Origin of the sequence: Streptomyces showdoensis (assembly GCF_039535475.1) — a bacterium.
Lineage (GTDB): Bacteria > Actinomycetota > Actinomycetes > Streptomycetales > Streptomycetaceae > Streptomyces > Streptomyces showdoensis.
The window spans coordinates 320,442-334,497 of the sequence record NZ_BAAAXG010000027.1; the positions used below are offsets into that span (position 1 = coordinate 320,442).

At 75.4% G+C, this 14,056-nt stretch carries 14 protein-coding genes; 4 read left to right on the forward strand and 10 right to left on the reverse strand.

All coding sequences use genetic code 11. The features are described 5' to 3' along the window. The first annotated feature begins 32 nt into the window (after nt 1-32). Nucleotides 33-2,090 carry a SpoIIE family protein phosphatase gene (locus ABD981_RS34260; protein WP_345530490.1) on the forward strand — a complete coding sequence of 686 codons (2,058 nt, stop codon included), beginning with the start codon at nt 33-35 and terminating at the stop codon, nt 2,088-2,090. A gap of 143 nt (nt 2,091-2,233) precedes the next feature. Here ABD981_RS34260 and ABD981_RS34265 read toward each other — a convergent pair whose 3' ends face one another. From ABD981_RS34265 to ABD981_RS34285, 5 genes are all read right to left on the reverse strand, one after another. Continuing rightward, nucleotides 2,234-2,686: an SRPBCC family protein gene (locus ABD981_RS34265; protein WP_345530491.1), complete on the reverse strand. Its 453-nt coding sequence runs from the start codon at nt 2,684-2,686 to the stop codon at nt 2,234-2,236. A gap of 69 nt (nt 2,687-2,755) precedes the next feature. Continuing rightward, nucleotides 2,756-3,382: a DinB family protein gene (locus tag ABD981_RS34270; RefSeq protein WP_345530492.1), complete on the reverse strand. Its 627-nt coding sequence runs from the start codon at nt 3,380-3,382 to the stop codon at nt 2,756-2,758. Nucleotides 3,383-3,483: 101 nt separating this feature from the next. Next, nucleotides 3,484-3,879 (reverse strand): TOBE domain-containing protein, encoded by a 396-nt coding sequence (locus ABD981_RS34275; RefSeq protein ID WP_345530493.1) that lies wholly within the window; start codon nt 3,877-3,879, stop codon nt 3,484-3,486. A 74-nt stretch (nt 3,880-3,953) separates the two neighbouring features. Then, nucleotides 3,954-4,691: an HAD family hydrolase gene (locus ABD981_RS34280; RefSeq protein ID WP_345530494.1), complete on the reverse strand. Its 738-nt coding sequence runs from the start codon at nt 4,689-4,691 to the stop codon at nt 3,954-3,956. 129 nt (nt 4,692-4,820) lie between these two features. Continuing rightward, a complete protein-coding gene (locus ABD981_RS34285) occupies nt 4,821-5,294 on the reverse strand; it encodes an Lrp/AsnC family transcriptional regulator (RefSeq protein WP_345530495.1) in 474 nt (157 codons plus the stop codon). 312 nt (nt 5,295-5,606) lie between these two features. Here ABD981_RS34285 and ABD981_RS34290 point away from each other — a divergent pair, with 312 nt between their 5' ends. Continuing rightward, nucleotides 5,607-7,115: an FUSC family protein gene (locus tag ABD981_RS34290; protein WP_345530504.1), complete on the forward strand. Its 1,509-nt coding sequence runs from the start codon at nt 5,607-5,609 to the stop codon at nt 7,113-7,115. Between the two features lie 155 nt (nt 7,116-7,270). After that, nucleotides 7,271-8,314: a lactonase family protein gene (locus ABD981_RS34295; RefSeq protein WP_046906802.1), complete on the forward strand. Its 1,044-nt coding sequence runs from the start codon at nt 7,271-7,273 to the stop codon at nt 8,312-8,314. 89 nt (nt 8,315-8,403) lie between these two features. Here ABD981_RS34295 and ABD981_RS34300 read toward each other — a convergent pair whose 3' ends face one another. The 5 genes from ABD981_RS34300 to ABD981_RS34320 form a co-directional block, all read right to left on the reverse strand. Next, nucleotides 8,404-9,324 carry a sirohydrochlorin chelatase gene (locus ABD981_RS34300; protein ID WP_046906801.1) on the reverse strand — a complete coding sequence of 307 codons (921 nt, stop codon included), beginning with the start codon at nt 9,322-9,324 and terminating at the stop codon, nt 8,404-8,406. Nucleotides 9,325-9,421: 97 nt separating this feature from the next. Continuing rightward, a complete protein-coding gene (locus tag ABD981_RS34305) occupies nt 9,422-10,408 on the reverse strand; it encodes an N-acetylglucosamine kinase (protein ID WP_046906800.1) in 987 nt (328 codons plus the stop codon). Continuing rightward, nucleotides 10,405-11,082 carry a uracil-DNA glycosylase gene (locus tag ABD981_RS34310; protein ID WP_046906829.1) on the reverse strand — a complete coding sequence of 226 codons (678 nt, stop codon included), beginning with the start codon at nt 11,080-11,082 and terminating at the stop codon, nt 10,405-10,407. Before ABD981_RS34310 ends, ABD981_RS34305 begins: the two co-directional genes overlap by 4 nt. Before the next feature lie 64 nt (nt 11,083-11,146). Beyond that, nucleotides 11,147-12,232: a WD40/YVTN/BNR-like repeat-containing protein gene (locus ABD981_RS34315; RefSeq protein WP_046906799.1), complete on the reverse strand. Its 1,086-nt coding sequence runs from the start codon at nt 12,230-12,232 to the stop codon at nt 11,147-11,149. A 164-nt stretch (nt 12,233-12,396) separates the two neighbouring features. Further along, nucleotides 12,397-13,482 carry an NADH:flavin oxidoreductase/NADH oxidase gene (locus tag ABD981_RS34320; protein WP_046906798.1) on the reverse strand — a complete coding sequence of 362 codons (1,086 nt, stop codon included), beginning with the start codon at nt 13,480-13,482 and terminating at the stop codon, nt 12,397-12,399. Nucleotides 13,483-13,648: 166 nt separating this feature from the next. On the opposite strand from ABD981_RS34320, the gene ABD981_RS34325 reads away from it, so the two are divergent. Further along, the gene (locus tag ABD981_RS34325; protein WP_046906797.1) at nt 13,649-14,020 is read left to right on the forward strand and encodes an ArsR/SmtB family transcription factor; all 372 of its coding nucleotides are present in this window, start codon (nt 13,649-13,651) and stop codon (nt 14,018-14,020) included. Nucleotides 14,021-14,056 lie beyond the last annotated feature (36 nt).

The following is a 14,056-nucleotide window of genomic DNA, read 5'->3' on the forward strand; positions in this document are numbered from 1 at the left end:
CTCGGGGCCAGGCTGATGCGTAGGTAGATGCGTTGCACACTCACCAGTCGCCGAGCAGGGTTCCGCAGCCGCCCCGTGCGGCCGTCGGATACGCGGGCGTGCTCAACGACCTGCTGCCCATCGCGCTCTGGCGGGAGGACGCCGGGGGCCGGATCGTCGAGTGGTCCCTCGCCGCCCAGGACCTCCTCGGGCACCGCCCCGAGGACGTGCTCGGGCGCCTCGCCACCCCCCTGCTCGTCCCCGACACCAACCGTGAGCTCGCCGACCGGCTGACCCGCCAGGTGCAGGCCGGGGAGACCGTCGTCGGCACCCTGCCGGTACGGCACCGCGACGGCCACCAGGTCGTCATGGAGATGTGGATCGTGCCCGCCGCCGACCCGCAGGGCCTCCCCGGCGCCATGCTGATCGCCGTCGAGACCTCCGAGGTCCTGAAGATGCGGGACTCGCTCGCGGCCCTGGAGTCCCTGTTCACCCAGTCGCCCATCGGCCTCGCCACCCTCAACCCCGACCTCCGCTTCCTGCGCGTCAACGACGCCCTCGCCCGGATGAACGGGGTGCCGCCCGCCGACCACCTCGGCCGCCGGCTCACCGAGGTCGTCCCCGGCGTCAACGCCGGCGCGCTGGAGGCCCTGATGAGCCAGGTGCTCGTCAGCGGCACCGCCGTCGTCGACGCCCGCCGGGTCGGCCGTACCCCCGCCGACCCCGACCACGACCACATCTGGTCCTGCTCCTACGCCCCGCTCCTCGACCACGCCGGCCGTCCGCTCGGCGTCATCGCCTCCCTCATCGACATCACCGACAGCCAGCAGGCCCACATCGAGGTCGAACGCGCCCGGCACCGCTTCGCCCTGCTCGCGGAGGCCGGAGCCAGGATCGGCACCACCCTCGACCTGCGGCAGACCGCGGAGGAGGTCGTCTCCTTCCTCGTCCCGCAGCTGGCCGACTCCGCCGACGTCCAGCTCCTCGAATCCGTCCTGGAGCCCGACGAGTCCACCGCCGCCACCCGCGGCGTGCTGCGCCGGCTCGCCGCCGCCTTCCCCGACCCGACCGCCCCCACCGCGCTGCTCGGCGTCGGGACCACCTTCCAGATACCGCTGGACTCCGTGTACGAGGAGGTCATCACCGACGCCCGCGCCATGGACCTGTACGTCGCCGACATCCCGGCCCTCATCAGGGACCCCCGGATGGAGGCCGTGCGCAGCTACCTCGCCACCCGCATCGGCTCCGCCCGGCTGGTCCCCCTGGTCGCCCGCGGCACGGTGCTCGGCACGGTCTCGGTCACCCGCCTGCGCGGCCGCGAACCCTTCGACGACGAGGACCGCGTCCTCATCGACGAGGTCGCCGCCCGCGCCGCGCTCAACATCGACAACGCCCGCCTCTACACCACCCAGCGGCAGGCCGCCCTCACCCTCCAGCGGAGCCTCACCAACAACGCGCTGCCCGCCGTCACCGGCCTGGAGCTGACCGGCCGCTACCTCCCCGCGAGCGACCACGACGTCGGCGGCGACTGGTTCGACGTGGTCGCGCTCCCCGGCGGGCGCACCGGTCTGGTCATCGGCGACGTCATGGGCCACGGCATCCACGCGGCCGCCGTCATGGGCCAGCTCCGCACCGCCGTGCGCACCCTGGCCCGGCACGACATCGCGCCCGCCCGGATGCTCCGCTCGCTCGACGCCGTCGTCGCCGACCTGGGCGAGGACGAGATGGCCACCTGCGTGTACGCCGTCCACGACCCGGTCGCCCGGATCTGGACGATCGCCCGCGCTGGCCACCCGCCGCCCGCCGTGGTCACCCCGGCCGGGGACATCACCTTCCTCGACGGGCCGCCCGGCACGCCGCTGGGCAGCGGTGCCCACGCGTTCGGCGCGGAGGAGGTCGCGCTGCCCGCCGGCGGCCTGCTCGTCCTGTACACGGACGGCCTCATCGAGGCACGCGACCGTGACCTCGACGAGGGCATGGCCCAGCTCGCCGGCGCCCTGCGGGACACGGACCGGCCGCTGGAGGAGCTGTGCGACGACGTCCTGGCGGGGCTGCTGGACGGGCAGGCGCAGGACGACGTGGCGATGCTGCTCGCCCGGACGACGAGCTGACCGGCGCACCTGCGCGGGCACGGGGACCGGGTGGCGTGCGGAGGCCCGGGCCGGGTGGCGTGGGCGTACGGAGGCCCGGGCCGGGGCGCGTACGGAGGCCCGGGCCGCGTGGCGTACGGAGGTCCTGACGGCGGGCGCGGGCGTCAGCCCGTTCCGCTCCCCTCCAGGATCTCCTTGAGCTTCCGCTCGTCCCGCGTCATCTCCCGGCGGGCGTGCGGTCGCACGACCAGGGGGACCAGGGCCTTGCCGGCGCCGTGGCCCTCGAAGTCGAGGGAGAGCGTCAGCCGGGAGCGCTCGCCGCCGTCGAGCGGCTCGATCGTTCCCTGGACGTCACCGCGGACGGGGCCGTCCACGCCGTGGACGTGCCAGCTCCGCGGCGGGTCCAGCTGGGTCAGCTCCATGGTCATGTCGACGTCGCGGCGCCCCATGCGCCGGGTGACCGCGACCTGCTGCCCGACCGTGCCGGGGGTGCCGGCGGTCCGCCGCACGGCGACCGCGCTCTCCTGCCACTCCGGCAGGTGCGTCGGGTCGGTCACGTAGGCGAAGACGTCTTCGGGGCGACGGGAGATGTCGACGGAGGCATTGATCCTGGACATGTCGCCTCCTTGCGCGCGCGAGGGTGGGACACCTCCCATCGTCCCACGCGAGCCTCCGGCGCGGCGGCGTCAGACGTCCGCGGTACGGGCCCGGTAGAGGTCCCTGAGCAGGGCGATCTCCGCGCCGTGGTGGAGCAGCTCCTGGTTCATCCACCAGATGACGGAGAGGAGCGTCTCCTCCGGGTCGCTGCCGTGCGGGTACGAGCTGTACCCGACCTCGTCCAGCACGGCGTCGTCCAGGGAGAGCAGCATCGTGTGCCAGCCCGCGGAGGCCCGCTCGAAGTCCGCGACCGCCGCCGCGGCCTCCCCGTGGCTGCGGAAGTCGTCCCGGGTCAGGCTGCGGCTGCCGGCGGTGTGGTCGGTGCGGAGGGTGAACATCTCGGCGAGGTGGCTCAGCCGCCAGGCGATCGTGGTGAACGGCGCCGGCCGGGGGTGCGGGTGCGGGGCCGCGTCACGGCCCCAGTCGCCCGTCCCCGCCAGCAGGGTGGCCCGGGCCCCGGGCCCGTCCTCGCGGCGGCGGACCGACCAGCAGCCTTCCACCGGCTCCCACAGCAGCTCGGCGTCGGTGAGCGGACCGACCGGGACGCCCGTTCCGTCGCCGCTGTCCACCACCGGCCCGCTCAGCCGGTCCACGAGCCGCTCGCGGGCGAACGCGAACTGGTCGAGCAGAGGGGCGAGGCGGGGCGGGATCGCCATGGACGCTCCAGGGTCGGTGAGCTCGCGGGCCACCGGGCGGCGGTCCGACGGCGGGGTGCGCGTCGACCCTGTCACAGGGCGTCCGCCCCGGCCACGGGATTTCAGGCGCGGTCGATGTGCACGCTGGTCGACTTCACCCGGGCCGTGGCCTGCATGCCGACCTCCAGGCCGAGCTCCTCGACCGCCTCCCGGGTGAGCAGCGAGACCAGCCGGTGCGGGCCCGCCTGGATCTCGACCTGGGCGGCGACGTCTCCGAGCTTGACGGCGGTGACGATCCCGGGGAACGCGTTGCGGACCGAGGTGTACGTCTCCTCCTCGTCGCCCTGGCCGCTCTGGGCGATCTCGACGGAGAAGGCGGCGAGGTCGGGGCCTTCGATGAGGCGCCGCCCGCTGTCGTCGCGATGGGTGGCGACCCGGCCGGCGTCGGCCCAGCGCCGCGCGGTGTCCGGGCTGACGCCGAGGAGGCGGGCCGCCTGGCCGATGGTGTAGGTCTGCATGGACGCCAGTCTAGGCCGCCGAAGTTCTCATCTACAAGCTCATTTATGCGTGAAACCTTGCATCTGCGATGGTCTCACGTCCGCTCGGCCAGCCAGGCCAGCGCGCCCCGCGCGGTGAACTCCCGCTGGCCGTCGGGGAGGACCAGATCGGCCGTCGCGAAGGCGGGGTCGTCCGCCGTCCCGGGTACGTAGGGAAGGGCGAGGCAGCGCATGCCCGCGGCGTGTGCGGCGGCGGCGCCCGGCGCCGCGTCCTCCAGCACCACGCACTGCTCCGGCGCGACGCCCAGGCGGCGGGCCGCCTCCAGGAAGACGTCCGGCGCCGGCTTGCCCCGCTCGACCTCCTCGGCCGAGACCGTCGTCGTCAGGTACGCGTCCAGTCCGGTCCCCGCCAGGACGGCCTCGATGGCGGCCGGGGAGGAGCCCGAGGCCACCGCCATGGGCACGCCCTCCGCGTACAGCCGTTCCACGAACGCGCGCATCTCGGGGAAGACGGGTGTGGCCGTCCGCGCGAGCTCCAGGTAGTGCCGGTTGGTCGCGTCGAGGAGTTCCTCCTCGGGGGCGGTGACGCCGTACTCCGCGGCCAGCGTCCGCAGCGTCTCCAGGGTGCCGATCCCGATGAAGTCGGTGTGGCGGGCCCAGTCGAAGCCCGTCACGCCGTGGGCGGCGAGGGTGCGGCGGGTCGCCTCGAAGTAGTTGGGCTCGCTGTCCACCAGGGTGCCGTCGAGGTCGAAGAGGACGGAGAAGGCCGAGGGGGCCGAGGGGACCGAGGGGGCCGAGGGGGCCGAGGGGCCGGGGACGCGCGGGCTGCTCATGCCTCCAGCCTCTCAGGGCGGGGCGCCGGAACCTGAGGGTCTTTGGTCCCGGCACTTCCCGGCACTTCCCGGTGCTCCCGGCACTTCCCCGCGCCTCCCAGCGCGCCCGGGACGGTCTTCCCGTGCGCCTCAGCGCGCCCCGCGCCCCACCGACTCGACCAGTGGCAGCAGCCGGTGCGACACCCGCTCGCGCAGCGCGATCTCGGTGCGGGTGCGGACCACGCCCGGGAGCTGGATCAGCCGCTGGATCACGTCCTCCAGGTGGCCCGCGTCCCGGGCGACCACCCGGGTCAGGAGATCGCCGCCGCCCGTGATCGAGAAGGCCTCCACGATCTCCGGAACCGTCGCCAGCGCGTCGCCGACCTCGTCGAGGTGCCCCTGGGTGACCTCGATGTGCACGAACGCGAGCACCGGGTGCCCGAGCGCCGCGGGGGAGAGCACCGGGCCCGTCGCGGTGATGACCCCGTCCCGTTCGAGCCGGTCGATCCGGGCCTGGACCGTGCCCCGGGCCACCCCGAGGATCCGGGCGTACTCGCGCACGCTGGTGCGCGGCTGCTCGATGAGGAGCCGCAGGATGCGCGTGTCGAGCTCGTCCACCGCCATGGTCCGTTGGCCTCCCTCTGGCTGATGACCGGACGCTATGACTGTACCAATGGCCCACCCTTCGGCCAGCCGGTTGAGCCACTGGGCGGAGGGATGTTTTCCTCTTGTGAGAGTTGGACAGATGGCGCCGCGCACGCGCCGGACCGGCGAGGTGGCCGGCCCCGGACCCGCGGCGCCATCGCCATGTCCGAAGACAACACGCGCCATGACGCGCGGCCACGGCGACGACGAAGAGGGTGTGTGTACGGCAGCGGGGGCGGAACGACCGTCGTGAAGAAGGGCCTGGCGGCCGTGGGCCGGCTGTTCCGGCAGGTGTGCGTGGCGCCCGACCCGGGCAAGGTGCGGCTGCGGGTGGCCTCGCGGGCCGTGCTCGGCGTCGGCCTCGCCGTCGCCGTGGCCGAGCTGGCGGGGCTCTCCCTGACCGCCTCGATCACCGCGGGCCTCGCCGCGCTCCTGGCGCTGTTCACCGTGGGCGACCCCACCGTGCGCCGCCAGGCCGTCACCACGGCCCTGCTGCCGCTGGCCGGCTTCCCCGTCCTCGCGCTCGCGACCGCGCTGCACGGGCTGCCGCCGCTGCGCGACGCCGCCTGGCTGCTCGTCGTCTTCGCCGGCGTGTACGCGCGCCGCTGGGGCCCGCGCGGGCACGCGCTCGGCATCTTCGCGTTCATGCAGTTCTTCGTGACGCAGTTCCTGCACGCCGTGCCCGGGCAGCTCCCCGAGCTCTACGCCGCCGTCCTGCTCGCGCTCGGCGCGGCGAGCGCGGTCCGCTTCGTCGGCTGGTGCATCGAGCGGCGCGTCCCGCCGCCCGCCGCCCCCGCCCCGCTGCCCGGCACCGGGTTCGCCCGGCCCACCACCCGGCAGGCCGTCCAGGCCACCGTCGCCTGCGCCGTCGCGCTCGCGGCCGGCCAGCTCGTCTCCCCGGACCGCTGGTACTGGGCCGTCGGCACCGCCTGGTGGATCTTCGTGAACACCGCCTCGCGCGGCGAGACCCTCGTCCGCGGCTTCCGCCGGGTCGTCGGCACCGTCACCGGCATCGCGGCCGGCCTGTTCATCGCCCTGCCGCTGGGCGGCGCCGGCGCGCCGACGGCCGTGCTGGTCGCCGTGTGCGTCTTCGGGATCTTCTACACGGCGCCGCTCTCGTACAGCTGGATGATGTTCTTCGTCACCGTCATGGCGGGACTCCTCTACGGGCTGCTGGGCGTCCTGCACCCCGGGCTGCTGCTGCTCCGCTTCCAGGAGACCGCCGTCGGCGCCCTCGGCGCGGCCGTCGGCGTCGCCCTGCTGCCCGTCACCACGCACGCGGCGACCAACGCCTGGATCCAGCGGGCCGTGGGCTCGGTGCACGCCTGCACCACGGCCGCCGCCCGGCGCCTGTCGGGCGACCCGGACGCCGACCCGGCGCCGCACGCCGCCGAGCTCGACCTGCTGCTCGGCCGCGCCCGCCTCTCGCTGGCCCCCCTCGTCCACCCGCTGAGCCCGCTGCGCGCCCGCAAGGCCCGCGCCCGCCGGGTCCTCGCGCTGCTCGACGACTGCGCCCGGGAGACCCGCGGGCTCGCCGCGGTCGCCGCCGACCCCGACGCCTCGCACGACGCCCGCCTCGTCGCGGCCGCGTGGCGCGTCGAGGCCGCCGTCCACGCCCTCGTGCCGCCCGCCGAGGCGACCCGCCGAGGCCCGGTCGCGGCCGCCTCGCCCGCCCTCCCGCCCCACCACCCGGGCGCCGAGGCGGCCCTGGGCCACCTGCACGGCCTGGAGCGCGCCCTGGTCGACCTGGCGGCCCCGCTCCGCACGTCGCCGCGCGCCCCCCTGGTCCCGGCGGCCTGACGGCCCGGGGCCGGACGGCCCCGGAACGCCGCCCGTCCGCCCCCGGAACTCTGCCCGCCCGCTCCTCCCGTCTGGTCTAGACCGCCTGCTACCGTCGGCCCGAGGACGGCCGGTCTGCCGTGACCGGCCGGGGGACACCGACCAGGGGAGGCGCCGTGGGCGACACACGCCCTACACGGGCATTCATCGGATCGTTCAGCTCGGCCGGCGGCCGGGGCGTGCTCGTCGCCGACTGGGCGCCGGAGAGCGGCGCGCTGGACCTCGTCGGGGCGAGCGACGCCGTCGCCGACCCGTCCTTCCTCGCCCTCGGTCCCGGCGGCCAGGTGCTGTACGCGGCCTCCGAGACCGTCGAGGGCGCCGCGGCCGCCTTCGACGTCACCGGACCCGCGCCCCGGCTGCTCGGCACCCCCGAGCCCGTCGGCGGCTCCGGGCCCACCCACCTCGCGGTCGCCGCCGGACACGTCCTCACCGCCGACTACGGCTCCGGCAGCGTCAGCGTGCTGCCGGTGGCCGCCGACGGCAGCCTGAAGCCCTTCACCGACGTCGTGCGCCACACGGGCTCGGGGCCCGTCGAGGGCCGCCAGGAGGAGCCGCACGCCCACCAGGTGCTGCCCGACCCCAGCGGCCGCTGGGTGCTCGCCGTGGACCTCGGCACCGACTCCGTGGAGATCAGCGCCCTGGACCCCACCACCGGCGCCCTCCGCCCGCACGGCAGGACCGCGCTGCGCCCCGGCACCGGGCCGCGCCACCTCGCCTTCCATCCCCGGGGCGGCCACGCCTACGTCCTCAACGAGCTGGAGCCCACGGTCACCGTGTGCCGCTGGGACCCCGCGGCCGGGGTCCTCGAACCGCTCGCGGAGACCCCCGTCGTCCCCGAGGACGCCACCGGGCCCCGCTACCCCTCCGAGGTCGTCGTCGCCCCCGACGGACGCTTCCTGTGGGCGGCCGTACGCGGCCACGACACCCTCGCGGTCCTCGCCCTCGACGCGTCCGGCGAGAAGGCCTCCCTGGTGGCCTCCGTGCCCTGTGGCGGCCACTGGCCCCGCGACCTGACCCTCGCCCCCTCCGGGCGGCACCTCTACGCGGCCAACGAGCGCTCCGGCGACGTCACCTGGTTCACGGTCGACCCGGAGACCGGCCTGCCGTCCCGTACGGGCTCGGTCCCGGCCCCCGCGGCCTCCTGCGTGGTCTTCGGCTGAACCGCCGCCCCCACCCGTACGGGAAGGGCCCGCACCGGAGTCGTCCGGTGCGGGCCCTTCCCGTCACGGTCCTGCGTCCGCCCGCTCCGTCAGTGGACGGGCGAACCCTGCTGCGGGGAGATCCCGAGCGCCGAGGCGTACTGCGAGAGCACCAGCTTGCCGATCGCCGGGTAGGCGCCCAGCGCCTCCGCCGTCGCGCAGCCGGCCTCCTTGGCGGCCGCGTCGAGCAGGCCCTCGGCCAGCTCCGGGCCGATCAGGTACGGGGCCAGCGCCAGCTGCTCCGCGCCGGCGCCGCGCAGCTGCTCGGCGATCGCGGCGATCGAACCCTCCTGGTCGAGCGCCGCCGCCATCACCGGCACGGCCAGCCGCGCCGCCAGCAGCATGCCGGTGATCCCGGCGGCCTGGACCGCCTCCTCGCCGCCGACCGTGGCCAGGATGATGCCGTCGGCCGCCGTGGCGACCGTGAACAGCCGGGCGCGGTCGGCACGGGCCAGACCGGCCTCCGAGAGGCGCACGTGCAGGGCCTCGGCGAGCAGCGGGTGCGGACCGAGCACGTCGGTCAGCTCCGCCGTGTTGCCGCTGTCCATCACGGCCTGCCGGATCTGCCGGAGCAGGGCGCTGTCCGGGCCCGCCAGCAGCGGGACGACGACCGCGGCCGGGCCCTCGGGCGCGGTGACCTCGCGGCCGGCCGCGACGGCCAGCTCGTAGCGCTCGGTGCGCAGCGCCGTGGCGCGCGCGAGGACCGCGCCGAGGGTCGGGTACTCGGTGGCGTCGTCGCCGTCCAGGTAGCCGATCACGGCCTCCAGGCCGGGCAGCTCCGAGCGGGCGATGCTCACGACCTCTTCGGCCAGCGAGCGTATGGCGGCCGACGGCACGCCGGGGACGGCGAGAACGAGCGCGGGAGCGCCCTCGGGCGCCACCACGGGTTCAGGGCGCCGGTGCCGCCCGGACTGGCGGGGGCGCGGCATTCGTACAGGCAGGCCGGGAGTAGGCCCAGTGGGGGAGCTCATGGCGCCGCATGCTACTGGTTTTGCCTGTCGCGCAGTTCGGTGAGGTGCGGCTGGGCGACTTCTGCCCCTGTATGTCCGAGTCGCCAGGAACCGCCGCTTACCTGGTGAGTTCGAGGAGGTGCGGATCCCCGGGCAGCCGCAGCGTCCCGCCGGCGAGCGCGGCGGCGATCGTCACCGCGCCGGCGAGCGGATCGCCCGCGGCGGCCACCTCGCGCGCCCTCGGGATCAGGGCGCCCAGCTCCGCGCGGAGCGGACCGAGCAGCGGCTCGCCCAGCTTGAACAGGCCCCCCGTCAAAGCCACTTCGACGTCCGCGTCGGCCGGGCAGACGGCCGCCGCGGCCTCCGCGACGTGCCGCGCGGCCCGCTCCAGGACCGCCACCGCCACCGGGTCCCCGGCGGCGGCGCAGTCGGCCACCGGGGGCGCGAAGGAGGCCAGCACGGCGGGCCGGTCGCTCCGGGGGTAGAGCACGCCCGGCAACCCGGCGACCGGACCCAAGAGTTCCTCGGCGCGCGCCAGGAGCGCGGCCGATCCCCCGCGTCTCCCGTCGTACGCCCGCAGCGCCGCTTCGAGCCCGGCGCGTCCGATCCACGCCCCGCTCCCGCAGTCGCCGAGCAGATGTCCCCAGCCGTCGGCCCGCCGCCAGCCCGACAGGTCCGTGCCCATCGCGATCAGCCCGGTGCCGCCCGCGACGACGGCCCCCGGCCGCTGACCGAGCGCGCCCGCGTACGCGGTGACGGCATCGGCCGCCAGCGCGAGCCGCCGCACGCCCCAGGCGCGCGCGAAGGCGCCCGGCAGCTCGGCCCGCAGGCCGTCGCCGAGCGTCGCCATGCCGGCCGCCCCGACGGCGACCGCCACGACCGGGTCACCGGCCCCGGCGGCCCGGGCCGTCATCGCCCCGACGGCGGGCAGCAGCTGGGCCAGCAGATGACCGGCGTCGATCCCGCCCGCCCCGGTGCGCACCGGCTCCTTGGAGGCGACCGTCTCCAGCACCCGGCCGTCCTCGGCCCGGGCGAGCGCCACCCGCAGCCCCGAACCGCCCGAGTCGACCCCGACGACCAGTCCGCGCTCCGGCCCGCCCGTCACGGCAGCTGCCAGTCCACCGGCTGGGCGCCCTGACGGAGCAGCAGCTCGTTGGTGCGGCTGAAGGGGCGCGAGCCGAAGAAGCCGCGGTCCGCCGACATCGGCGAGGGGTGCGAGGACTCGATCGCGGGCAGGTCGCCCAGCAGCGGACGCAGGTTGCGCGCGTCCCGGCCCCACAGCACCGACACCAGCGGCTTGCCGCGCGCGGCGAGTGCCCGGATGGCCTGCTCGGTGACGGCCTCCCAGCCCTTGTCGCGGTGCGCGCCCGGCCGGCGCGGGGCCGTCGTGAGCGCCCTGTTGAGCAGGAGGACGCCCTGCCGGGTCCACGGGGTCAGATCCCCGTTCGAGGGGCGGGGGTGCCCGAGGTCCGCGTGCATCTCTCGGAAGATGTTGTCCAGGCTCGGTGGCACCGGACGCACGTCCGGCGCCACGGAGAAGCTCAGGCCCACCGCGTGCCCCGGTGTCGGGTAGGGGTCCTGGCCGACGATGAGCACCCGCACCTCGTCGAAGGGCTGCTGGAACGCCCGGAGGACGTTGGCCCCCGAGGGTAGGTAGGTGCGCCCCGCGGCGACCTCTTGGCGGAGGAAGTCGCCCATCGCGGCGATGCGTTCGGCCACCGGTGCGAGCGCCTGCGCCCACCCGGCCTCGACGATTTCGTTCAACGGTCGTGCTGCCACGTCCGTCACTCTACTGGCGCAGTCGGACACCGCCGCCCGCCGCTCGGTCCGGCCGCCCCCGGACTCAGCCGATGACCGCCGCCCGGACGCACAGCACGTCCGGCAGGTGCTCGGCGAGGAGCTGCCAGCTGTCGCCGTCGTCGGCGCTCGCGTACACCTCCCCGTTGCGGTTGCCGAAGTAGACGCCCGCCGGGTCGCCGTCGTCCGTGCACAGCGCGTCGCGGAGGACCGTGCCGTAGTGGTCGCCGGACGGCAGGCCCTTGGTGAGCGGCTCCCAGGTCTCGCCGGCGTCGGTGGTGCGGTAGACGCGGCAGCGGCGTCCGGCGGGCACGCGGTCGGAGTCGGCGTTGATGGGGAAGACGTAGGCGGTGTCGGGGCGGTGCGGGTGGGCGGCCACGGCGAAGCCGAAGTCGGAGGGCAGTCCGGAGCCGATGTCGGTCCACCGGCCGCCGGCGTCGTCGCTGCGGAAGACGCCCCAGTGGTTCTGCAGGTAGAGCCGGTCGACGTCGCCCGCGTCCTGCGCGATCTTGTGCACGCACTGGCCGAACTCCGGGTGCGGGTCGGGCAGGAAGACCGCGGTCACCCCGTCGTTGGCCGGCGCCCAGCTCTCCCCTCCGTCGCGGGAGCGGAAGACGCCCGCCGTGGACACGGCGACCGTCACGGCGTCCGGGTCGCGCGGGTCGGTGACGACGGTGTGCACGGCCTCGCCGCCGCCGCCCGGCACCCAGCGGTCCCGGGTCGGGTGCTCCCACAGCGGGCGGACCAGCTCGAAGGACGCGCCGCCGTCGGCGGAGCGGAAGAGCGCGGCCGGCTCGGTCCCCGCGTACACGACGTCCGGGGAGTGCGCCGGGGCCGGGTGCAGCTGCCAGACCCGCTCCAGCGAAGCCCCGGTGTCCTGGGGGAACTTGACCGCGGGCCGGGTCGGCTCGGTCCAGTGGGCGCCCAGGTCGTCGGAGTGGAAGACGGACGGGCCCCAGTGCGAACTGTCCCCGCCCACCAGGATCCTGGGCGCCGGGCGGCGGGTGTCGATCCCGACGGAGTAGATCGCCTGCGCGTTGAAGTGCGGTTCGTCGAACTCCCAGCGGCCGTCCCGGCCGCGGCCGATGAACAGACCCTTGCGGGTGCCTACGGTCAGGAGCACCTCGGTCATGCCGACACCTCCAGGACGCCGTTGTCGCGGATACGGGCCAGTCTGCACCCGACCACTGACAACGGCCCCCGGAGGCGGCTCCGCCCCAGGTGGGGGGCGTGTTGAAGCGCGTACCCGGGGCTCGCCGAGGGCGTCGCCCGGATCGCCCGGGACCTTCGGCCCGCTCAGATCGCCCAGGCGTACGGGGCCGGGGCGTGGGTCTCGGCGCCGAGCTCGCGCGCGGCCCGGCGGGCCCAGGAGGCGTCGCGGAGCAGTTCGCGGCCGATCAGGACGGCGTCGGCCTCCCCGTTGGCGACGATCTTCTCGGCCTGGTCGCTCTCCGTGATCAGGCCGACGGCGGCGACCGGCAGCCCGGTCTCCGCCTTGACCCGGGCGGCGAACGGCACCTGGTAGCCGGGGGACACCGGGATGCGCGCCGGGCCGCCGTTGCCGCCGGTGGACACGTCGAGGAGGTCGACGCCGTGCTCGCGCAGCAGCGCGGCGAAGCGGACCGTGTCGTCCGCGGTCCAGCCGTGCTCGTCCAGCCAGTCGGTGGCCGAGATGCGGAAGAAGAGGGGCAGCTCCTCGGGCCACACGGCCCGCACGGCGTCGACGACCTCCAGGGCGAAGCGGGTGCGGTTCTCGAAGGAGCCGCCGTAGGCGTCGGTGCGGCGGTTGCTGTGCGGGGAGAGGAACTCGCCGATCAGGTAGCCGTGGGCGCCGTGCACCTCCACGACCTCGAAGCCGGCGGCGAGCGCGCGCCGGGCCGCGTCGGCGAAGCGGGCGGCGACCTCGTGGATCTGCTCGACCGTCAGCTCGGTCGGCACCGGGTGGTCCTCGGCGAACGCGACCGGGCTCGGCCCGACCGGCTGCCAGCCGAGTCCGGTGGCGGGGTCGACGGGGCCGCGGCCCTCCCACGGGCGGTTGGTGGACGCCTTGCGGCCGGCGTGGGCGATCTGGATGCCCGGAACCGTGCCGTGGGCCTTCAGGAAGGTGGTGATCCGCCGCAGGCCCTCGATGTGGACGTCGTCCCAGATGCCGAGGTCGGCGGGGCTGATCCGGCCCTCGGGGGCGACCGCGGTCGCCTCGGTCAGGATGAGCCCGGTGCCGCCCGTGGCGCGGGCCGCGTAGTGGGCGAAGTGCCAGTCGCCGGCGACGCCCGCGAGGGGCCCCGTGGTCTCCGCCGAGTACTGGCACATCGGGGCCATCCACACCCGGTTCGGGACGGTGAGGGACCTCAGCGTGAGGGGCTCGAAGAGGGCGGTGCTCATGGCGGACTCCGTTTCGGCGTCTCCGGTACTGCCTGGAGGGGGCTTACTACGATACTCGTCGTAGTACGGCGCCTGTCAAACTACGAGGATGCTCGTACAATGACCGCACACATTCCCGAGAGCCGCCCGGCAGCACGCACCCCCGGACAGAAGTGGAGCCGCAGCCGTGACGACCGCGACCAACCCCAGGGTCCTGGAACACCCCGCGCGCGAGGACATCCGGCTCGAAGCCGTGCTGCACGCCCTGTCGGACGCCGTCCGGCTGCGGATCGTGCGCTGCATGGCCCTCGCCGAGGACGGAGCCGAGCTCAGCTGCTCCTACTTCGAGCTGCCCGTCACCAAGTCGACCAGCACCCACCACTTCCGGGTGCTGCGCGAGAGCGGCGTCGTCCGCCAGATCTACCGGGGCACCGCCAAGCTCAACATGCTCCGCCGCGACGACCTGGAGGCGCTCTTCCCCGGACTCCTCGACAGCGTCCTCACGGCGGCCGGCGCCCAGGCCGTGCGCCTCGACGACACCGGACCGCACGCCTCCTAGGAGTTCCTGGGGAACTCCCAGGAGCTCCTCAGGGGT